Genomic DNA, 19,212 nt, shown 5'->3' with positions numbered 1-19,212 from the left:
CAACCTGCGAAGGGGGACGAATCGATGACGACGACGGATCGGGAGCCGCGGCTGCCGTCTGCAGAACAGTATACGGAATCGCTATATCCGCAAGATGAACAGCTGGAACGGGTACTGGAGACGATCAGGGCGAACGGGATGCCGGAAATCTCGGTGAAACCGGGGTACGGGAGGCTGTTGACTTTGCTCGTGAAAATGAGCGGCGCGAAGAGCGTGCTGGAAATCGGCGCGCTCGGCGGATACAGCGGAATTTGCCTGGCGCGGGGACTGCCTGCGGACGGGCGGCTCGTGTCTTTGGAGCTGCGCGACGAATATGCCGCGCTTGCGCATGCAAACTTAACGGCCGCGGGATTCGGCGACAAGGTGGAGTATATGACCGGCGAGGCGCTGCCGAGCCTGGAGCGGCTTGGCGCGGAAGGGCGTCGCTTTGACCTGTTCTTCATCGACGCCGACAAAGGGAATTATCCGAACTATTTGCAGTGGTCGATAAATCTTGGCAACCCCGGGGCGATCATCGTCGGCGACAATACGCTGCTGCATCAGAAAGTGATGGATACGGCCGAGCAGGGCAACAATGTGCGCCAAATGCGCGAGTTCAACCGGCTCATGGCGGAGCACCCCATGCTCGAAAGCACGATGCTCCCGGCTTACGACGGCTTGGCCATCGCGCGGCTGCGCGCGTAACGGCGCTGCAAGCGGATCGATAATAAGACGGGGCGGAACGTCGGCGCCGGCATCATGATGAGTTGCGGCAAACGCGACAGCCGCCGGCTTGAAAGCAGCGGCTGAATGGCAGCGGAGCGGCAGGCTGGCGGCATGTGAGGCGTGCGATCGCTTTGTTTCGGGAATGCCGGAACTATCGCTGAGGGCGCATAGGTCGAAACGGCCTGTGCGCCCTCATTTGTTGCTGCATATGAAATTGTGCAATCGCACAAAAAAAGGGCCGGCCCGAAGGCTCACCCTTGTTGCCAAACTTGCCGCTCCGCAGTTTGCGGCGCTGCAGAGACCGGACGCTCCTGCTGAAGGTTCTGCTCCTGGATCTGGCGAACGGCTTCTTTATGCTGCAGCGTGCTCCAATACAGCATGAGCAGCTCGCAGACGAGAATAAGCACAATGACCTTCCGCCAATTCAGGCGCATAGCAACACCAACCTTTGCCCCCATATAATATGTATTGTCGTATAGGAACGACACGCTACACTTATATTAGCACATTTGCAGCATGACGACTACAAAAAACGCTTACAAGCCGACAAATCAAGACAAAAGGCTTGCGGCCCGCGGGCTGCGAAGCCTTTTGCCGAATATGCCGTCAGCGGTGCGTCACCACGTCACCACCAGAACCTCGGAACGAATACGAATACGAGCACGATGAGCACCAGCAGCCAAATGACCCAAGTACCGCCCCACGCAAAAGGAGCGGCTCCCGGCACTCCTACGACTCCAGCCATTGCTTTGCCCTCCTTCCAATGCGCGCGTCAATCATTTTTTACAGTTTATGTTCTCCGCGGCTGAATGGACATGGGCGTTTACCGGGGTTGCCGGATTTGTTCCATCGTTCGTTTGTTTACAATTTTATAAGTAATTGTTTGCTGCAATGGAATTAGAGGAAAAATATAGAAGGACGTCGAACTGGTTTACGAAAACATTACCCTGGAGTGTGGTTGCATGAGCAAAAGGGGCGGGTATTTCATCCTGATCGGCCTTCTTGCGATTATTGCCGTAACATACGTTTATTTTCAAGTTCATCGTTTTTCCGCCGGACCGGCGAACGGGGCCATATCGGATTTGCGAATTACTCGGCTGGACACCGAAACGAAAGGCGAGCCGCCGGCTATGAAGTCGTATGAGGTTACTTTTACGATTCCGAATTTCGAAGCGGAACGGCCCGCTCTTTTATTCAATCAGCTGAAGGCCCAGAACGTCCGAATTTATATTAAGGACCGGCTTGTGTACGAGTCTTTCAGGAGTTACCCGTACAACACGAACAATTTTTTGATTTCGCTGCATAAGGAAGAGCTGGGAAGCACCGTTACCGTGTGGATGCAATCGATGAACGGCCGCGCAGGCCCCAACAGAGATGTCGAGTATGGAGAAGAATCCGTCCTGCAAAAGCAGATCGATCAAAATATGCAAAGCTTCATTATCGGCTCTGCATTTATTCTCATTGCATTCGTGATGCTATGCTGTACGTTATTTCTGCGAAAAACGAGGACTACCGGAGTATGGCTCGTCTTAACTGCCATCATTTGTTTAGCAGGGATTTTATTTATCACCTATTCTTCGTACATGTTCGGACAACACGGGGATTACGGCCCGGTCTTTTTCGCGGGCTTCGATTTAGCGCTGTTCACATTTTTGCCGACGTTGACGTATTTTTTCGAAAGAATCGTAGGCAAAGGCTACCGTAATTTCGTCAAAACCTTCAGAATCGTTCAAGTCGGCTATTCGTTGTTATGCGCAGTGCTGATGGTTACGGATATTCTCGTTTCGTACCGGTTGTTTCCCGTTTACTACTTTTTCTCGGTTACCGCCTTAGGATTTATGATGATTGCGCAATTTGTTGTGTTGACTATTCATTCGATCACTTACGCCATGAAGGGGAACCGCGACGCTGCGATATTCGCCTGGGGAACTTCTTTGCTGGCGATGGCTATCGTTGTCGATCTGCTGTGCTATTACATTACGTCCGGGAAATACGAGCTCATCCTTTGGAAGTGGGGCATTACGCTGTTCGTCATCACCTTGCTCATCATCATGGGCCGGAAGCTGGCCGAATATTACGAGCAAATCGTCAACTATTCCCGTGAAGTGGAGCTATATAACAATCGGCTGCAGCGGTCCGAGAAGTTGGAAATTGTAAGCGAACTGGCGGCTTCCATCGCCCATGAAGTGCGAAACCCGCTGCAGGTGACGCGCGGTTTTTTGCAACTGCTGCTGATGAAAGTTAGCGACCAGGAAAAGGAGTATATGAACTTGGCGATCTCCGAGCTCGATCGGGCTGCGGGAATCATTACAGACTTCCTGACGTTCGCCAAGCCGCAGCTGGACCAAGTGGAGCCGATGCATGTCGAATCGTTGTTGAAGCAAATCGAGGGCATCATCATTCCGCTTGCCCGTTTGAACGGCGGAGAAATTGAGCTGCAAATCGCCCGCGACTTGTACATACGCGGCAATTCGTCGAAGTTCAAGCAAGCGGTTATCAATATTATTAAAAACAGCATTGAAGCATTTCGGGAACTGGGCCACATCCGAATTTGGGCTTATGAAAAAGAGGGACGAGTGCGGATCCATATACGCGATAACGGCGAAGGGATGAATGCGGAAGAAGTAGCCCGGCTGGGCGAGCCGTACTTTTCGACGAAAACGAAAGGAACCGGGCTCGGGCTGATGGTGACGTTCCGGATCATCGAAGTTATGGAAGGCGATATCAAGTTTGTCAGCGAAAAAGGCAAGGGGACCGAGGTGATCATGTCGTTCCCGTCCGCAGTCCCGTCTTGACATATAAGAATAGCTTGCCCTGACAGGGCAAGCTATTTTGTGTGACGTCGAACAACTATTCCCAACCCATTGTCGGTTCGTTTTTAACCCCTGCTGCGACCAAAACTGCCGAAGGCTCTTTAGGAACAACTAAGTAGAACTGGTTGTCGGTCTCTTCCAACGCTTGAAGCTTGATATTGCCAGGAACCTCGATGCCAAAAGCTTCGTTGATGGCTCGTTTCGGATCGGATAGCAACTTCGCTTTAAAGTTGGCATCCTCCCAAGCTTTGCGAACAATTTTGTGCTTCAATTCCTCTGCTGTCATTGGTCGATCACCTCGCAACAGTTTTAGGGGAAATATCCCTTTTCTAGTATATCATTAGAAACTATCAATTTCTACCCTATTTTTCCCTCCTTCGACAATAAATAGTATAAGCCGCCCGATATCAGCCTGCTTTTCTCGTTTTCGATCGTTGCGGCCGCAGAAACGAGATTGTCGACAAGAGATCCATGAAACGAAACGAGATCAGGCAGGTTGAACGGCTGTTGCCGCAACGAACGATGCCGGTCGGCGGCGTTTTGCGCGTAAAGGTCGAGCACACTCCGGTCGTATATCCACTTATGCATTACCGATTCGGTAACCGCTTCCCCCTCCGGCAGCAAAGAACGGACCAGCGCTACCAAAGCGTTATAGTTTCCGTCTGCCAGATCCTCCTGCCAATCCGCGTAATCGTCGACCGTCTGCAGCGTATCCAGCACAGCGTCGACGATGTCCGATACCGCCGGGATAAGCTCGTGCTTGTCCGCGAGAAGAAGGCTGCCGGTGCTGGCCAGCTTGACCGGGCTCGCTTTGTGCGCAAGCCTCCCATGCCGCTCCGCAAAGTAGCCGGGGTCGTTTTCGTGCAGGACTGCGTCCGCCCATTCGGACAAGTAGGTTCGGTAATAGCTCCAGAAAGAGGATTCGGGCGGGAACAAGATCTGGTAAACGCTCATATATTCATGCTGCATAAAATTGGCCAGAGGCAGCATCTCCCGGCAATTCGGCATGCCGCTGTCCATCAGGTCGTCCTGGATGAAAAAATGGAGCATCAGAAACACGTTCGCCAGCGAAAGCTGCCGGTACAGCTCCGGGTTCAGGCGCGTCTCTTCCTTCATCCAGAAGGGGAGCGTATAGCAGATGTAATTTTTGCCGCTCCCCTCGTTCTGAATCGAGAACTTGTCCAGGTAAGCCGCCGCCATTTTGGCAACGGGTGCCGGAAGCCGGCCGCAAACCCGCTCGGCTTCGGCGAATACTTCCCGCAATTCGCTCCGGTAAGGCTCCAACCAGTCCACGACAATCACCTCGCACAGGTGTTGAGTAACTTTCTTCCATCCTATCATAACATTGCCAGGGGGTGTCGAACAGTGCGGAAATCGGCATTCAAACGCCGCGGCGGCGGGCGACGAGGTTGCGGCGCACCCAGAGCGCGTTCAAGGCAAGGAGGCAGGCGGACACGGCAAACAGGGCGCGAATCGACATGAAGCCCGAGACGGCCCCGCCGATGACCGGCCCGAGCATATTGCCGAGCGCAAGCGAGCTGGAATTGAAGCTGTACGCGCGGCTTTCCATGCCGTTCGGCGTAAATTTGCGGATGAGCGCGTTGACTGCGGGAAGCAGCCCGCCCATGAAAATGCCGAGGAAAAAGCGCGCCGCGAGCAGCTGCCAGATCGACTGCACGAAAATTTGCGGCACGAACGCGACGGACGAGCCGATCAAAGCGATGCGCAGCACGCGCTCGTGGCCGATCCGGTCGGCGAGCTTGCCGAGCAGCGGCGCGGCCAGCATGTTGGAGAAGCCGGTGACGGAGCTGACAAGGCCGGCGAAAAAGGCGATCTGCTCGCTAGGACCGACGAGCTTCTCGACGAACAGCGGGATGAGCGGCATAACGCTCAGCATCGAGAACTGGATCAGGAACGTGACGGTGTACAAGGCCGGCAGCTGCGGAATGTGCCGCAGCTGAGACAGCCCTTCGAGTGTCGACACTTTCGGCTGCCTGGCCGCTTCCTCGGGATTAAATTTCTCCTTCACGAGCAGCATCGACAGCACCGAAGCGGAGAACAGCAGCGCCCCCGTCACGTAAAAAATGTAGCGGTAGCCGATCCAATCCGCCAGCAGCCCGCCGAGGAAAGGACCGAGAATGGAGCCGGCGACGGATCCCGACTGCAGCGTCCCCATGGCGAAGCCCATTTTGTTTCGCGGCGTATTGGACGACATGAGCGCCACCGCGGCCGGCGAATAGCCGGAAATCGTCCCGTTCACGAGCCGCAGCAGGAGGAGCTGCCAAGGATGCGTGGCCAAGCCCATCAGCGCGATGACGACAGCCATGCCGAAGCCGGAGCGCAGCAGCATCACTTTGCGCCCGTAACGGTCGGACAAATTGCCCCAGATCGGCTGGGCGAGAAACGACGTGACGAAATTGCCGGCGAAAATAAAGCCCGCCCACATCGCGACGGCGTGCTCCTCCGTGACGCCGAGCGTTTTGATATAAAGCGGAAGGAACGGAGTGATCATCGTCATGCCGGCAAATACAAGAAATTGCCCGAACCAGAGCACGAGCAAATTGATTTTCCAGCGAGCCATGCGGCCATTCTCCTCTCGGTATTGGTATATTTTGACCATGAACGGACATCCTACCCGTTGGGCAATTTTGCCAACCACCGCAAAGGAGTGTTAGGATATGCCGTTTGGCGCACACGAAACGATGGAAGTGCATGAAATTCTGAACGAGAAAATGAATGCGATCAACCACTTCATGCTCTATGCCGAGCAAGCCCGCGATCCGGGGGTGCGCGAGATGGCGAGGCGGCATCTGCACGGGTGCATGCAGCATTACGACCAGATTGTCGCTTACACGCACGATTACAGCGCAGCACAAGGGATGGGCAATCCGCTCGGCCAGTTCCCCCGCGTCCAGCCGGAGCAAATCGTGTACGGCCTGGACAATCCGGCTCGCGTCGCTCCGATGCTGCAGGGCGGCTTTACCGACCAGCAAATTCTCATGGCCATGCTCAGCTGCCACAAATGCGCGGCGACGAACGCGATGCGGGCTTCGCTGGAAATCGCCGACCCGAATTTGCGCCAGATGGTCATGGGCAGCGCGATTGCGGCGAACAACGACGCCTACGAAGTATTTCTGCTGATGAACCGGATGGGCGTGTATCAAGTTCCGACGATGCACGATCATACCGCCAAAACGTACTTGCATACGTATCAGCCGGCTTCGCCGCAATAACGCAAAACGGGCTGTGCGCAAGAAGAAAAAGGCGGGGCCGTCCGTTCCGGGCGGGCTCCCGTTTCTCGCGCGGAATCAGCCCAAGTATAGGCGCAGCTTATGCTTTTTCATGAAGTGAAAGAAACCATCGGGCTTGCCGCACGAAGCGGGGCCCGATGGTTTTTTGCTGCGTGCTGCCGCTATTTGAAGCATAAACCGGCCCGAACTTCGGCGATGTAGCGCTCGCTGCCCGGCATATCGGCGGCTCGCGCCGCTTCGGCCGCAAGCTCGACGTCATACGGGACGCGAACAAGCTGGATCGAGAGCGGAGCCGGCTCATCGCCCGCGGTTCCTTCGACGATGACATAGCTCGGCTGCGCGATGCCGTCGTACGGAACGCCGACGCTGCCCGCGTTGAACAGCGTCCGGCCGCGCGGCTGCCGGCCTTTTTCGCGGCGCGAATCGGCTGCGCGCGGTTTGAGCGTCAGCAAGTAGGGGAGATGGATGTCTCCATAGCCGACGACGTCGGGAGTGCGGCCTCCATCCGGCGTTCCGGTTTGCGGCGTATTGGCGAACAGTTCCAGCTTTTCGCGCTTGGGCGCTTTGCGAAGGACGCGGCGAAATACGCTGTCTGCCGAAGCATGGAACAGGCGCACGAGCTGTCCGCTCAGCGTCAGGTCGATGGAAAAGGGCAAATTCGCGAGATAATCGATGCGTTCCGCGCCGATTTGCTCTTGCTGCCATTTGCCTTCCGGCAGCTCCTGCTCGCGGGCGATGCCGGCTTCCCAGTTGCCTTGCGCCACGAACTCGCACCGCTCGCGTATGCGGTCGACGGTTTGCGCCGGCTGCGGTCCTTTGCCGACGAGGTCGCCGAGGCAAACGATGCGGCGGATGCGCCGTCTGGCAATGTCTTTGTAAACGGCCTCAAGCGCAGGCAAATTGCCGTGCACGTCGGAGAGGATTGCGATTTTTTCCATGGCAGGCCTCTTTTCGCAGCGCGATTTTTCATGTACACTTTTGATAGCTTTTGCATCATTACCCATGATTTTACCATAAGGGGACAATTATGATCCAATCGAGACAACAGCGGCATAAAAGAAAGCGGCGGCCTTACGGCTTGCTCATCGTCGGCGCAGCTGTTGTCGCCGGGGTGTGCGTTGCCGCAGCAGCGCATAAACTCGCCGCGCCAAGCGATCCCGGGGCGAAGCCGCCGGCGCAAGCAGCGGCCCCGCATGCCGCCGGCAGCGGCGGGGCCCAGGCGGGCGCGGGCGCTGCGAGCGGCCGGCGCAAGGCGGGTCGGCGGCGAAGCCGGAGGGACCGGCGCTGGCGTGGAGCGAGCGGCGGAACGGGCGGCGGCTCGGCGGCCGACGGAAGCAAGCCGGTTCGGGAGGGCGGAGGCACCCCTGCCGCAGGGGCGCCGGGGGCCGGGCCGCATGTGCGCATGGCGTTCGTCGGCGACGTGCTGCTGGCGGACACGGTCGAGAAGCTGCTGCTGCAAAACGGCTACGATTACCCTTACCAAAACGTAAAGCAGCTGCTTAGCGAGCCGGACGTGACGGTGGCCAACCTCGAAACGCCGGTAACGGAAGGCGGGACAAAGCAATCGAAGGAGTACGTGTACCGCTCGTCTCCGCTGGCACTGCCGGCCCTGAAGGAATCCGGCATCGACGTCGTCAACATGGCGAACAATCACATCATGGATTACGGCGCTGCGGGCATGCTCGATACGATGAAGTATCTGGATCAGAACGGCATCGAACATGTTGGCACGGGACACAATTTGGAAGAAGCGCTGAAGCCTGTCTTCATAACGAAGCAAGGCATCAAAATCGCTTTCCTCGGCTTTAGCCGGGTCGTTCCCGACAACACCTGGAAGGCAAGCGCGAAGCAGCCGGGCGTCGCCGACACGTACAATTACACCGTGCCTGTGGAGACGATCCGCAAGACGAAGGAACAGGCCGATCTCGTCGTCGTGCTGGCTCACTGGGGCACGGAGCGCAAAGATACGCCCGATCCGGTGCAGACGGACCTCGCTCATCGCTACGTCGATGCCGGCGCCGATCTCGTCGTCGCCAGCCACCCGCACGTGCTGCAAGGGCTGGAGGCGTACAAAGGCAAATGGATTGCGTACAGCTTGGGCAATTTTATTTTTACGACGAACGATGTGGCGAAGACGTGGGAAACGATCGTGCTGCAGGCCGAATGCGGCAAGACGGGCGACTGCTCGCTGCGGGCAGTGCCGATCCTGACCAAATGGGCGAAGCCCGAGCCGATGGTTGAGCCTGCCGGGTCGGAGCTGCTCCAGCGGCTGTCGGGGCTATCGTTCCGTTCCAGAATCGAGGCGGGCGGCAGCGTAGTTCGCGATGACAGCGTGACGGGACCGGCGGTGATGGCACCTGCATCCGCCGCACCGTCCGCGTCTCCCGCGCCTGCCGCATCCGTCTCGCCCGGTCAATCCGCCAATACTAAGAAGAAATGAGGCATATGTCAATGACAACCACGATTCGCAACGTTTATTGCGTAGGGCGCAACTACGCTTTGCACGCAGCTGAGCTCGGCAATGCCGTGCCGGATAGCCCGATGATTTTTACGAAGCCGACGTATGCTGTCGTGCACATGGATGGCGGCGCAATCGAGCTGCCGGGGGGCCGGGGCGAGCTGCACTTCGAGACCGAGCTTGTTCTTCATGTTGCCAAACCGTACCGTCCCGGCGCCAGTGTGGACGAGCTCGTCGACACGATGACGATCGGCATTGATTTTACGCTGCGCGACGTTCAATCGGACATCAAAAAGAAGGGCGCCCCGTGGCTTCCGGCCAAAGGCTTCCTCCGTTCCGCGCCAGTTGGGGCGTTCCGCCCGTTCCCCGGCCAGGCGGCCGTGCGGGACAGCGAGTTTACCATGCGCCGCAACGGCGCGATCGCGCAGCAGGGCAAGCCTGCGGATATGATTTTTGGCTTGCAGACGCTCGTCGATTTTATCGGCACACACTACGGCCTTGGCGAAGGCGACCTCATCTTCACGGGAACCCCTGCCGGCGTTGCCGCTGTCGCTGACGGCGACAAGCTTGAGCTGCTGTGGGGCGACGAGCCGGTCGGCTCGTTTGTGGTGGCTTTGCGGTAAACGAGCCATCGGCGATACCTGGTTTTGGCGGCGCGTTGGCGTCGAAGCTTTGCGGCTGGCGTAAAAGCCGTGCCCCGCGGCCATAACGGAACCCGGATCCGTTAATGAGGTTATTTCCCGATATTTCCTCGAAATAGCGGAACGCGGTGCCGTTATTTCCGTGATTGGGACCCCGGTTCCCCGTTTTACGAGAGAATAACGGAACGGTGTTCCTCTATTTGCCAAAAAATGCTCGTAAACGATGGAATAACGGAACCGTGTTCCGTTAACCTTTTGCGGGAGGAGGGCGTGCGCTTGTTCGAATTGCATGCTGACGATGACAGGGTGCGGCACTTGGCCGCTGCCGATCCCTATATGGCCCGCCTGACGGCATTGATCGGCACGATTACGTTCGGAAAGCGCGGAGACTTGTTCGGCTCGCTCGCCAAGTCGCTCGTGGCGCAGCAGCTATCGGTCAAGGCGGCGGCAACGATAGTGCGGCGCGTTGGGGAAGTGTGCGGAGAATGGACCCCCGAGGCGCTGCTGGCTGCCCCTGAGGAGGGGCTGCGCGCTGCCGGTCTGTCTAAGCAAAAGCTCGGCTACATTCAAGGTCTGGCACAAGCCGTGCTGCGAAAAGAGCTCGACGATGAAGCATTGCGCAACATGAGCGATGAAGAGGCGATTGCGGCGCTGACGAAGGTGAAGGGCATCGGCCGTTGGACAGCGGAGATGTTTTTGATCTTCTCGCTCGGCCGGGAAGACGTATTGTCGCTTGGCGATGCGGGCCTGCGGCGCGCTGCGCGTTGGCTTTACGCGGAGCGGGAAGGAGACGTGGATCTGGCGCAGCTGGGCGAGAAGTGGAGGCCGTATCGCTCCATCGCTTCGTTCTATTTGTGGGAAGCCGTGAACCGGGATCTCGTGCTGGAAAAATAGCGAACGGCCGTCGTGAGACGGCCGTTGCCTTTTTTATAACTGCTTCTCTTCGCCGCGCATCGCCCGTAAGCTAGCCTGGCAAACGGCTGAATCGCCATATTATTTCGGTTTTAAGACGTTCGAGGGGTTGTTGCGGCTCATCTGGAAGCGTTTAATGTAACTGAAGCCCATCAGCTGCTTTCGATGTTCGTCCCAAATGCGGAAACGGAACGATCGCAAACTGGATAAAAGTGTAACGGGGGGTGCGATTTGGAACATAGCATTGTCATCGTGAGCGCGTTCCAGATAGTAATTTGGAACACGGGGGCTAAGGTGGTGAATATGGTGAAACCCAATGTTTCCCGTGAACCAGTGCAAAATTTTCGGCAGTTTATAGAAGGAGCTCCCGTGTAAAGCCGCATTGACATAATCCCAGTTCTCGTCCTTCTCGAAATACGTATGTTCGAACTGGTGCTGTACGTAGAAAAGCCAAAAGCCGGCCAAACCCGAGAGAAGAAAAGTCGGTCCTTGAATCAAAAGAAACGCCTTCCAGCCGACCGCCCAACAAAGCAGGCCTGCCAAGGCAGCTATCCCAACGTTTATCGTATACGTGTTCAGACGCTCTTTCATTTTCGCTTCCTTGCGGTTGAACCGGTATTCAATCAGGAAAACATAAGCGGGACCAAGTCCGAATAAGATCAGCGGGTTCCGATATAGCCGGTACCCTAGCCGCTTGAGCGGAGGCAATGCCAAATATTCCTGGACCGTTAACGTCCAAACGTCGCCCGTGCCGCGTCGATCCAGGTTGCCGTTGGTTGCGTGGTGGACCGAGTGGCTAAATCGCCACTGGTAAAACGGACAATAAGTTAAAATGCCGGAAATTGTGCCTACAACTTCGTTTGCCATGCGATTGTTGAAGAAGGAACCGTGACAACAGTCATGGAAAATAATAAAAACCCGAACCAATAAGCCGGCTGTGATAACGGTCAGGAAAAGCGTCAGCCAATACGTAACGGACAGACTCCAGTACGCTCCATACCAAAGAAGCAGGAGGGGGGCAATGGTGTTAAACAGCTGCCAAACGCTTCGTGCTACGCTCGGTCTCTCATAAGGTGCGATCGTTTTCCTCCAGCTTCTGTTCTTGTCCGGCAATGCCATTAAATAACTCCTTTTTATTAAAACCGTATTGGTAAGGGCCTATTTGGGGATAATGGAATCGAGACTTTATTGTAACATAATTCATAGGATTAGCCTTCAAAACAGGAATGTAATTGCTGGGTACGAGGCGGAGTGGGGCTGAACCGACACATATGTGCTCGGTCGCTTGCCTTTTGCCACGGGCTGTGTTAAGCTAATACCAGTTAATGATACTGACATCAATTCACATTTTGAAAAAGGTCTCATTATAATGATGGAACTTTTTTCAATGTGTGAATTTTTTTATTTTAAGGAAAATGAACATGTTAAAATTATTTTGGAGGTAATCAAATGCAAACAGGTACAGTAAAATGGTTCAACAGTGAAAAAGGCTTCGGCTTTATTGAAGTCGAGGGCGGGAACGACGTTTTCGTGCATTTCAGCGCGATCGAGGGCGAAGGATACAAATCCTTGGATGAAGGCCAGCGTGTTCAATTCAACGTGGTCCAAGGCAATCGCGGACCGCAAGCAGCAAACGTAACAAAAATCTATTAAGCAAACAAAAAGCGAAGCTGCTCCTGACGTGTTGGGAGCAGCTTCTTTCTTTAAATCTATGAAGGCGAAGGGGGAGAAAGCAGCGTGTACTATAGCTTTCGCAACAAGTATTTGGAAGATCTCCCGAAAGAAAATGTCCGAATCTGGTCCTGCACCAAAGAAGGATGCAAGGGATGGATGCGATACAATTTTGCGTTTGAACACGAACCGAAATGCTGTTTGTGCTTATCGCCCATGATCAGCGACATGAGGCTGCTGCCTCTGCTTGTCAATTCGAACGACGAATGGGAAGCGCTCCGGAAAAGCATCCCCATGAAGCCCGCCAAACCGATTGCTTAAGGCGATGGCCATTCCTTACGGCTGCTTCTCATCGTTCCATACGTCATCGGAACAATGCTCGCGATCGGCGGCAGTGCGGCCGCGAATGGGAATTTCCTCGTCCTTCGAACCGTGTGGATAGCTGCCTCCGTTCCATTAGCGGCGGACAAGGTCCGGGCCGTTAAGTTTCGAGACGAAGCCGTTCATGCTACAATATCGTGGGAAAATAGAGGAAAAGGGAGAAGGAGAATGGCAACGATTGACGATTTTTTGCGGCTCGATGTGCGGATCGGCACGATTGTCAGCGCAGAGCCTTTTCCGGAGGCGCGCAAGCCGGCCATCAAGCTGCAGATCGACTTCGGACCGCTCGGTGTGAAGTGTTCCAGCGCGCAAATTACAACAAGGTACAAGGCGGACATAAACGCAAATACCGCATCATCGATTTCAAGCGGAACAAGGATGGAATACCCGGCCGCGTTGCTACGATCGAGTACGACCCGAACCGTTCTGCGAACATCGCGCTCATCCATTATGCGGACGGCGAGAAGCGCTACATCATCGCGCCAAAAGGTCTGAAAGTGGACGACGTCATCACTTCCGGTTCCGATTCGGATATCAAAGTGGGCAACTCGCTGCCGATGGAAAACATTCCGGTCGGTACGGTTATCCACAACATCGAGCTGAAGCCTGGCAAGGGCGGCCAATTGGTGCGCGCGGCAGGTACGGAAGCTCAGCTCCTCGGTAAAGACGGCGACTACGTCATCGTGCGACTGTCTTCCGGCGAGATTCGCAAAATTTTGAAAGTGTGCCGCGCAACCGTAGGTTCCGTCGGCAACGAAGACCACGAGCTGATCAGTATCGGTAAAGCGGGCCGCAGCCGTTGGCTCGGCAAGCGTCCGGAAGTTCGCGGTGTCGTCATGAACCCGAACGATCACCCGCACGGCGGTGGCGAAGGCCGCGCTCCGATCGGCCGCAAATCTCCGATGTCTCCGTGGGGCAAGCCGACGCTCGGCTTCAAAACCCGGAAGAAGAAAAAAGCTTCCAACCAGTACATCATTCGCCGCCGCAAGTAATCGGGCGGCGAGAGCGGTATAGAAGCTTCAGATGGAAGGAGGAACATCCATGGGTCGCAGTTTGAAGAAGGGGCCGTTTATCGACGGTTACCTGATGAAAAAAGTAGAAGAGCTGAACGCAGGCGGCAAAAAAGTCGTTATCAAGACTTGGTCCCGCCGCTCTACGATTTTCCCGCAATTCGTGGGACATACGTTCGGTGTGTATGACGGCCGCAAGCACGTGCCGGTATACGTAACGGAAGATATGGTCGGCCACAAGCTCGGCGAATTCGCGCCAACCCGCACGTACAAAGGTCACGGCGGCGACGACAAGAAAACAGGCAAACGCTAAGATCGAGCTCTCCGGCTGATCGTCGGCATACAATCTCATCTCGGGAGGAGGTACATCCATGCAACAAGCGAAAGCATCTGCGAATTTCGTGCGCATTGCTCCTCGTAAAGCCCGTCTGGTCATTGACTTGATCCGCGGCAAGGCTGTAGGCGATGCGATTGCAATTTTGCGCCATACGCCGAAGGCAGCATCCCCGATCGTGGAAAAGATTTTGAATTCGGCGATTGCGAATGCGGAGCATAACTACTCCATGGATCCGAACAAACTGGTCGTGTCCCAAGTTTATGTGAACGAGGGCCCGACGATGAAGCGTTTCATGCCTCGCGCGCAAGGACGCGCAAGCAAAATCAACAAGCGGACCAGCCACATTACTCTGGTGGTATCTGAAAAATAAGGAGGGATAAGTGTGGGTCACAAGGTAAGCCCGGTAGGACTTAGAATCGGTATTATCCGCGATTGGGAGTCCAAATGGTACGCGAACGACAAAGATTTCGGCTCGCTGCTCATGGAAGACGTCAAAATCCGCGAATACCTGAAAAATAAATTGAAAGACAGCGCCGTTTCCCACTTCGATATCGAGCGCGCGGCTAACCGCGTCAGCATCACGATTCATACTGCGAAGCCCGGTATGGTTATCGGCAAGGGCGGCGCAGAAGTCGAAGTGATCCGTACGTATCTGGCTAGCATGACTGGCAAGAAAGTACACATCAACATTGCAGAGATCAAAACGCCCGATCTGAACTCCGTACTCGTAGCTGAGAGCATCGCGCAGCAATTGGAACGCCGCGTATCGTTCCGCCGCGCGCTGAAGCAAGCGATCCAGCGGACGCTCAGAGCAGGGGCAAAAGGTGTGAAAGTATCGGTTAGCGGACGTCTTGGCGGCGCCGAGATCGCACGTACCGAAGGATATAGCGAGGGCACGGTTCCGCTGCACACGCTGCGCGCGGACATCGACTACGGAACAGCGGAAGCTCACACGACGTACGGCCGGATCGGCGTAAAAGTATGGATCTACCGTGGTGAAGTTCTTCCGGCTGCGAAGAAGAGAGAAAAGGCTGCTACGGAAGGAGGCAACTAAGCCATGTTATTGCCTAAACGCGTCAAACACCGCAAAGAGCACCGCGGCACGATGAAAGGCCGCGCGAAGGGCGGCACGGAAGTGTCGTTCGGCGAATACGGTCTGCAAGCGCTCGAGGCGGCTTGGGTAACGAACCGCCAAATCGAAGCGGCACGTATTGCGATGACCCGTTACATCAAGCGGGGCGGTAAAGTATGGATTAAAATTTTCCCTTCGAAGCCGATCACCCAGAAGCCTCTCGAGGTGCGGATGGGTAGCGGTAAAGGTAACGTCGAGAAGTGGGTATGCGTCGTGAAGCCGGGCAAAATTTTGTTCGAGCTTGCCGGCGTCAGCGAGGAAATCGCTCGCGAAGCAATGCGCCTTGCCTCGCACAAACTGCCGATCAAGACGAAGTTTGTGAAGAGAGACGAAGTGGGTGGTGAAGCAAATGAAGGCAATTGAGTTTCGTAACCTAACCACTGCAGAACTTGAACAAAAAATTAACGGATATAAAGAAGAGCTCTTCAACCTTCGCTTCCAATTGGCTACCGGCCAACTGGACAACCCGATGCAAATTCGCGAAATCCGCAAGAGCATCGCGCGCGCAAAGACGGTCATTCGGGAACGAGAGCTCGGCATCAGCTAAGCCATTCAGAGAGGAGGTCCTCTACATGAGCGAAGTAACGCGTAACGAACGCAAAACGCTTATCGGCAAAGTCGTTTCCGACAAAATGACGAAGACGATCGTCGTTGCCGTCGAAACGTACAAAAAGCACGATCTGTACCATAAGCGGATCAAGCATACGAAGAAGTTCAAAGCTCACGATGAGAATAACGAGGCAAAAATCGGCGATACTGTGAAAATCATGGAAACTCGTCCGTTGTCCAAGGATAAAACTTGGAGACTCGTAGAAATCGTAGAGAAAGCTGTTATCGTATAAGCACGCAAGTGACATGCGAAAGGAGGGGCAACAATGATTCAACCATTATCCCGTTTGGCTGTGGCTGACAATTCCGGCGCGAAGCAGCTGATGTGCATCCGCGTTCTCGGCGGTACAGGTCGCCGCGTAGGCAATATCGGCGATATGATCATCTGTTCTGTGAAAGAAGCAACACCAGGCGGCGTTGTCAAGAAGGGCGACGTTGTGAAGGCAGTTATCGTGCGCACGAAGACAGGCGCTCGCCGTAAAGACGGCTCCTACATTACGTTCGACGAAAACGCAGCGGTTATCGTGAAAGACGACAAGAGCCCGCGCGGCACCCGTATTTTCGGACCTGTCGCCCGCGAGCTGCGCGACCGCGATTTCATGAAGATCGTATCTCTGGCGCCAGAGGTTATTTAATTCGCAAGATTCGATAAGCTTCGCCCGGCGCGAAGTTCAGCGGTTGCTTACGAAGCAAGTTTTCCGCAAGGAAAACTTTTAGGAGGTGCAAAACCACATGCCAAGGTTGAAAAAAGTTCTTGAGTCCCACAACAACAAGCTGCACGTGAAAAAGGACGACACCGTGTTCGTCATTTCCGGCAAAGATAAAGGCAAAAAAGGCCGTGTTCTGGAAGCTTATCCTCGTGAAAACCGCGTTCTCGTCGAGGGCGTGAACATGATCAAGAAGCACCAGAAGCCGAACCAGGCCAATCCGCAGGGCGGCATCATCTCGAAGGAAGCTCCGATTCACGTGTCCAACGTGATGCTGATCGATCCGAAGAGCGGCAAGCCGACCCGTATCGGCTACAAAGTGCTCGACAACGGCAAAAAAGTGCGCGTCGCCAAGAAGTCCGGCGAAGTGATCGACTAATTTCAAGCTCCAAGGAAAGGAGGCCACCGATTCATGTCTGCAAGATTGAAAGATCGTTTCCTGAATGAAGTCACTCCTGCTCTCATGCAGAAGTTCAACTACACGACGGTTATGCAAGTGCCGAAAATCGAGAAAGTCGTCATCAACATGGGCGTAGGCGAGGCGACGGGCAATTCCAAGATCCTCGACGCAGCCGTGGAAGATATGCAAAAAATCGCAGGCCAAAAGCCGGTGATCACGCGTGCGAAGAAGTCCATCGCAGGCTTCAAGCTCCGTGAAAACATGCCGATCGGCGTGAAAGTTACACTGCGCGGCGACCGCATGTACTACTTCCTGGATAAGCTGTTCAACATTTCGCTTCCGCGCGTCCGCGACTTCCGCGGCGTTTCGAGCAAAGCGTTCGACGGCCGCGGGAACTATACGCTCGGCCTGAAAGAGCAGCTGATTTTCCCCGAAATCGAATACGACAAGGTCGACAAAGTGCGCGGTATGGACGTCGTTATCGTCACGACAGCTCGCACGGACGAAGAAGCTCGTGAGCTGCTCGCGCAACTCGGCATGCCTTTTTCGAAATAAGTACGGAACCTAAGGTTTAGGAGGTGTAAACTTAGTGGCAAAAACTTCGATGAAAGTGAAGCAGCAACGTACTCCGAAGTTCAAAGTGCAAGCTTATACGCGCTGCGAACGCTGCGGCCGCCCTCACTCGGTTCTCCGTAAGTTCAAGATTTGCAGAATATGTTTCCGCGAATTGGCCTACAAAGGTCAAATTCCCGGCGTGAAAAAAGCAAGCTGGTAATTCATCGAATTTCGGGAAGGAGGTTCTCACCCAATGGTTATGTCCGATCCAATTGCAGATATGCTGACACGCATTCGCAATGCGAACGTTGTCCGTCACGAAACCGTGGAAATCCCGGCCTCCAAAATGAAGAAGGAGATCGCGGAAATCCTGAAGAAGGAAGGTTTCATCCGTGACGCCGAATACGTAGAAGACAACAAGCAAGGCATCATCCGCTTGTTCCTTAAATACGGTCCGAACAACGAGCGCGTCATTTCCGGCCTGAAGCGCATCAGCAAGCCGGGGCTGCGCGTATATACGAAATCCCAAGAGATCCCGCGCGTGCTTGGTGGCCTTGGTATTGCCATCATCTCCACGTCCAAAGGGGTTATGACGGATAAAGAAGCTCGCCAGTCCAAGTCCGGCGGCGAAGTTATTTGCTACGTGTGGTAATACATTAAGAACCGAATGGAGGTGTCCCCATGTCCCGTATTGGCCGCAAGCCTATCGCCATTCCGAATGGCGTTGACGTAAAACTTGATAATACGCAAATCACGGTGAAAGGTCCGAAAGGAACGCTGAGCCGCGAGCTTCACAAAGATATGAAGATTGTTGTGGAAGGCAACGTGATCACGGTCGAGCGTCCTTCCGAGCACAAGCTTCATCGCGCTTTGCACGGTACGACCCGCAGCGTCGTGGCGAACATGATCAACGGCGTAACGGAAGGCTATGCCAAGTCGCTGGATCTCGTCGGCGTCGGTTACCGCGCCAACAAAACCGGCAACAAACTCGTTCTGAACGTCGGCTATTCCCACCCGGTCGAGTTTACGCCGGAGAACGGCATTGAATTCGAAGTGCCGGCTGCCAACAAAATTATCGTGCGCGGCATCGACAAGGAACTGGTCGGCGCAACCGCTGCGAAAATCCGTGCCGTCCGCGAGCCCGAGCCGTACAAAGGCAAAGGGATCAAATACGAGAACGAGCGCATTCTGCGTAAAGAAGGCAAAGCAGGTAAGAAGAAATAATCTGGAAAGGAGTGCATAACCGGATGATTTCCAAAGAGGATAAAAACAAGGCCCGTCTGAAAAGACACCTTCGCGTCCGTAAAAAAATCGCGGGCACGCCCGAGCGTCCGCGCCTCAATATTTTCCGTTCCTCGAAGCATATGTATGCTCAAATCATCGACGATACGACCGGCGTAACGCTGGCTTCGGCATCGACGCAAGATAAGGAACTGAAAGGCCAAGTCGAGAGCGGCGGCAACGTAGAAGCTGCGAAAAAGGTCGGCGAGCTGATCGCGCAGCGCGCTAAGGCGAAAGGCCTGGACAAAGTCGTGTTCGACCGCGGCGGCTACCTGTACCATGGCCGCGTGCAAGCATTGGCAGACGCAGCCCGCGAAGCAGGGCTTGAATTCTAATCCCAACTGAAGGA

At 55.0% G+C, this 19,212-nt stretch carries 27 protein-coding genes and 2 pseudogenes; 23 read left to right on the top strand and 6 right to left on the bottom strand.

All coding sequences use genetic code 11. The annotated features are described in order from the left end of the window. The first annotated feature begins 24 nt into the window (after nucleotides 1-24). Complete coding sequence (locus SD70_RS17840; RefSeq protein WP_041048898.1) at nucleotides 25-684, top strand: O-methyltransferase; 660 nt, start codon at nucleotides 25-27, stop codon at nucleotides 682-684. A gap of 272 nt (nucleotides 685-956) precedes the next feature. Here SD70_RS17840 and SD70_RS17835 read toward each other — a convergent pair whose 3' ends face one another. Next, complete coding sequence (locus SD70_RS17835; RefSeq protein ID WP_041048897.1) at nucleotides 957-1,139, bottom strand: hypothetical protein; 183 nt, start codon at nucleotides 1,137-1,139, stop codon at nucleotides 957-959. Between the two features lie 528 nt (nucleotides 1,140-1,667). Here SD70_RS17835 and SD70_RS17830 point away from each other — a divergent pair. Beyond that, nucleotides 1,668-3,500, top strand: coding sequence for a sensor histidine kinase (locus SD70_RS17830; protein ID WP_052487579.1), 1,833 nt, complete (start codon nucleotides 1,668-1,670; stop codon nucleotides 3,498-3,500). 55 nt (nucleotides 3,501-3,555) lie between these two features. On the opposite strand, the gene SD70_RS17825 is transcribed toward SD70_RS17830, so the two are convergent. The 3 genes from SD70_RS17825 to SD70_RS17815 all read right to left on the bottom strand — a co-directional run bounded on the left by SD70_RS17825 (nucleotide 3,556) and on the right by SD70_RS17815 (nucleotide 6,099). After that, the gene (locus SD70_RS17825) at nucleotides 3,556-3,804 is read right to left on the bottom strand and encodes an NHLP leader peptide family RiPP precursor (RefSeq protein WP_041048896.1); all 249 of its coding nucleotides are present in this window, start codon (nucleotides 3,802-3,804) and stop codon (nucleotides 3,556-3,558) included. Between the two features lie 71 nt (nucleotides 3,805-3,875). Next, nucleotides 3,876-4,811: a hypothetical protein gene (locus SD70_RS17820; protein ID WP_041048931.1), complete on the bottom strand. Its 936-nt coding sequence runs from the start codon at nucleotides 4,809-4,811 to the stop codon at nucleotides 3,876-3,878. Between the two features lie 88 nt (nucleotides 4,812-4,899). Beyond that, on the bottom strand, nucleotides 4,900-6,099 hold the full coding sequence (locus tag SD70_RS17815) for an MFS transporter (protein WP_041048895.1): 1,200 nt from the start codon (nucleotides 6,097-6,099) through the stop codon (nucleotides 4,900-4,902). Nucleotides 6,100-6,196: 97 nt separating this feature from the next. Here SD70_RS17815 and SD70_RS17810 point away from each other — a divergent pair, with 97 nt between their 5' ends. Continuing rightward, entirely contained in the window at nucleotides 6,197-6,751 is a 555-nt protein-coding gene (locus SD70_RS17810; protein WP_041048894.1) for a spore coat protein, read from the top strand. 179 nt (nucleotides 6,752-6,930) lie between these two features. Here the strand turns inward: SD70_RS17810 and SD70_RS17805 are convergent, their stop codons facing one another. Continuing rightward, nucleotides 6,931-7,707, bottom strand: coding sequence for a metallophosphoesterase family protein (locus SD70_RS17805; protein WP_041048893.1), 777 nt, complete (start codon nucleotides 7,705-7,707; stop codon nucleotides 6,931-6,933). Nucleotides 7,708-7,796: 89 nt separating this feature from the next. Between SD70_RS17805 and SD70_RS17800 the strand changes: the two genes are divergently transcribed. The 3 genes from SD70_RS17800 (at nucleotide 7,797) to SD70_RS17790 (ending at nucleotide 10,762) form a co-directional block, all read left to right on the top strand. Next, nucleotides 7,797-9,209, top strand: a complete 1,413-nt coding sequence (locus tag SD70_RS17800; RefSeq protein WP_052487578.1) for a CapA family protein — start codon at nucleotides 7,797-7,799, stop codon at nucleotides 9,207-9,209. Nucleotides 9,210-9,220: 11 nt separating this feature from the next. Continuing rightward, a complete protein-coding gene (locus SD70_RS17795; RefSeq protein WP_041048892.1) occupies nucleotides 9,221-9,850 on the top strand; it encodes a fumarylacetoacetate hydrolase family protein in 630 nt (209 codons plus the stop codon). A gap of 294 nt (nucleotides 9,851-10,144) precedes the next feature. Then, complete coding sequence (locus SD70_RS17790) at nucleotides 10,145-10,762, top strand: DNA-3-methyladenine glycosylase family protein (protein WP_231571279.1); 618 nt, start codon at nucleotides 10,145-10,147, stop codon at nucleotides 10,760-10,762. 99 nt (nucleotides 10,763-10,861) lie between these two features. Here SD70_RS17790 and SD70_RS17785 read toward each other — a convergent pair whose 3' ends face one another. Further along, on the bottom strand, nucleotides 10,862-11,899 hold the full coding sequence (locus SD70_RS17785; RefSeq protein WP_041048891.1) for a fatty acid desaturase: 1,038 nt from the start codon (nucleotides 11,897-11,899) through the stop codon (nucleotides 10,862-10,864). A gap of 330 nt (nucleotides 11,900-12,229) precedes the next feature. On the opposite strand from SD70_RS17785, the gene SD70_RS17780 reads away from it, so the two are divergent. The 17 genes and pseudogenes from SD70_RS17780 to rplR all read left to right on the top strand — a co-directional run bounded on the left by SD70_RS17780 (nucleotide 12,230) and on the right by rplR (nucleotide 19,198). Continuing rightward, entirely contained in the window at nucleotides 12,230-12,433 is a 204-nt protein-coding gene (locus tag SD70_RS17780) for a cold-shock protein (protein ID WP_041048890.1), read from the top strand. 84 nt (nucleotides 12,434-12,517) lie between these two features. After that, on the top strand, nucleotides 12,518-12,772 hold the full coding sequence (locus tag SD70_RS17775) for a cold-shock protein (RefSeq protein WP_041048889.1): 255 nt from the start codon (nucleotides 12,518-12,520) through the stop codon (nucleotides 12,770-12,772). 228 nt (nucleotides 12,773-13,000) lie between these two features. Further along, a pseudogene (locus tag SD70_RS38230) lies at nucleotides 13,001-13,168 on the top strand (tRNA-binding protein); the annotation flags it as partial. Further along, nucleotides 13,162-13,824 (top strand): annotated as a pseudogene (gene rplB, locus SD70_RS17770) (50S ribosomal protein L2); the annotation flags it as partial. The pseudogenes SD70_RS38230 and rplB, both read left to right, overlap by 7 nt. Before the next feature lie 49 nt (nucleotides 13,825-13,873). After that, nucleotides 13,874-14,155: a 30S ribosomal protein S19 gene (gene rpsS / locus SD70_RS17765; protein ID WP_041048888.1), complete on the top strand. Its 282-nt coding sequence runs from the start codon at nucleotides 13,874-13,876 to the stop codon at nucleotides 14,153-14,155. Nucleotides 14,156-14,213: 58 nt separating this feature from the next. Next, a complete protein-coding gene (rplV, locus tag SD70_RS17760; RefSeq protein ID WP_041048887.1) occupies nucleotides 14,214-14,549 on the top strand; it encodes a 50S ribosomal protein L22 in 336 nt (111 codons plus the stop codon). 12 nt (nucleotides 14,550-14,561) lie between these two features. Then, nucleotides 14,562-15,233, top strand: a complete 672-nt coding sequence (gene rpsC / locus SD70_RS17755) for a 30S ribosomal protein S3 (protein WP_041048886.1) — start codon at nucleotides 14,562-14,564, stop codon at nucleotides 15,231-15,233. A 3-nt stretch (nucleotides 15,234-15,236) separates the two neighbouring features. Next, nucleotides 15,237-15,674 (top strand): 50S ribosomal protein L16, encoded by a 438-nt coding sequence (gene rplP / locus SD70_RS17750; RefSeq protein WP_041048885.1) that lies wholly within the window; start codon nucleotides 15,237-15,239, stop codon nucleotides 15,672-15,674. Further along, the gene (gene rpmC, locus SD70_RS17745) at nucleotides 15,661-15,858 is read left to right on the top strand and encodes a 50S ribosomal protein L29 (RefSeq protein WP_041048884.1); all 198 of its coding nucleotides are present in this window, start codon (nucleotides 15,661-15,663) and stop codon (nucleotides 15,856-15,858) included. The genes rplP and rpmC overlap by 14 nt, the downstream gene beginning before the upstream one ends. Before the next feature lie 25 nt (nucleotides 15,859-15,883). Continuing rightward, complete coding sequence (rpsQ, locus tag SD70_RS17740; RefSeq protein WP_041048883.1) at nucleotides 15,884-16,153, top strand: 30S ribosomal protein S17; 270 nt, start codon at nucleotides 15,884-15,886, stop codon at nucleotides 16,151-16,153. A 33-nt stretch (nucleotides 16,154-16,186) separates the two neighbouring features. Further along, on the top strand, nucleotides 16,187-16,555 hold the full coding sequence (gene rplN / locus SD70_RS17735) for a 50S ribosomal protein L14 (RefSeq protein WP_041048882.1): 369 nt from the start codon (nucleotides 16,187-16,189) through the stop codon (nucleotides 16,553-16,555). 97 nt (nucleotides 16,556-16,652) lie between these two features. After that, nucleotides 16,653-17,006, top strand: a complete 354-nt coding sequence (rplX, locus tag SD70_RS17730; protein WP_082053452.1) for a 50S ribosomal protein L24 — start codon at nucleotides 16,653-16,655, stop codon at nucleotides 17,004-17,006. 33 nt (nucleotides 17,007-17,039) lie between these two features. Beyond that, nucleotides 17,040-17,582, top strand: a complete 543-nt coding sequence (gene rplE / locus SD70_RS17725; protein ID WP_041048881.1) for a 50S ribosomal protein L5 — start codon at nucleotides 17,040-17,042, stop codon at nucleotides 17,580-17,582. Between the two features lie 34 nt (nucleotides 17,583-17,616). Next, the gene (locus tag SD70_RS17720) at nucleotides 17,617-17,802 is read left to right on the top strand and encodes a type Z 30S ribosomal protein S14 (RefSeq protein WP_041048880.1); all 186 of its coding nucleotides are present in this window, start codon (nucleotides 17,617-17,619) and stop codon (nucleotides 17,800-17,802) included. 33 nt (nucleotides 17,803-17,835) lie between these two features. Further along, nucleotides 17,836-18,234, top strand: a complete 399-nt coding sequence (rpsH, locus tag SD70_RS17715) for a 30S ribosomal protein S8 (RefSeq protein ID WP_041048879.1) — start codon at nucleotides 17,836-17,838, stop codon at nucleotides 18,232-18,234. 29 nt (nucleotides 18,235-18,263) lie between these two features. After that, nucleotides 18,264-18,806, top strand: coding sequence for a 50S ribosomal protein L6 (gene rplF / locus SD70_RS17710; RefSeq protein WP_041048878.1), 543 nt, complete (start codon nucleotides 18,264-18,266; stop codon nucleotides 18,804-18,806). A 23-nt stretch (nucleotides 18,807-18,829) separates the two neighbouring features. Then, nucleotides 18,830-19,198 (top strand): 50S ribosomal protein L18, encoded by a 369-nt coding sequence (gene rplR, locus SD70_RS17705; protein ID WP_041048877.1) that lies wholly within the window; start codon nucleotides 18,830-18,832, stop codon nucleotides 19,196-19,198. Nucleotides 19,199-19,212 lie beyond the last annotated feature (14 nt).

It is taken from the genome of Gordoniibacillus kamchatkensis, assembly GCF_000829455.1.
GTDB classification, from domain to species: domain Bacteria; phylum Bacillota; class Bacilli; order Paenibacillales; family NBRC-103111; genus Gordoniibacillus; species Gordoniibacillus kamchatkensis.
Note: the sequence above shows the minus strand (reverse complement) of the source record. Positions and strands in the feature narration are given on the sequence as shown.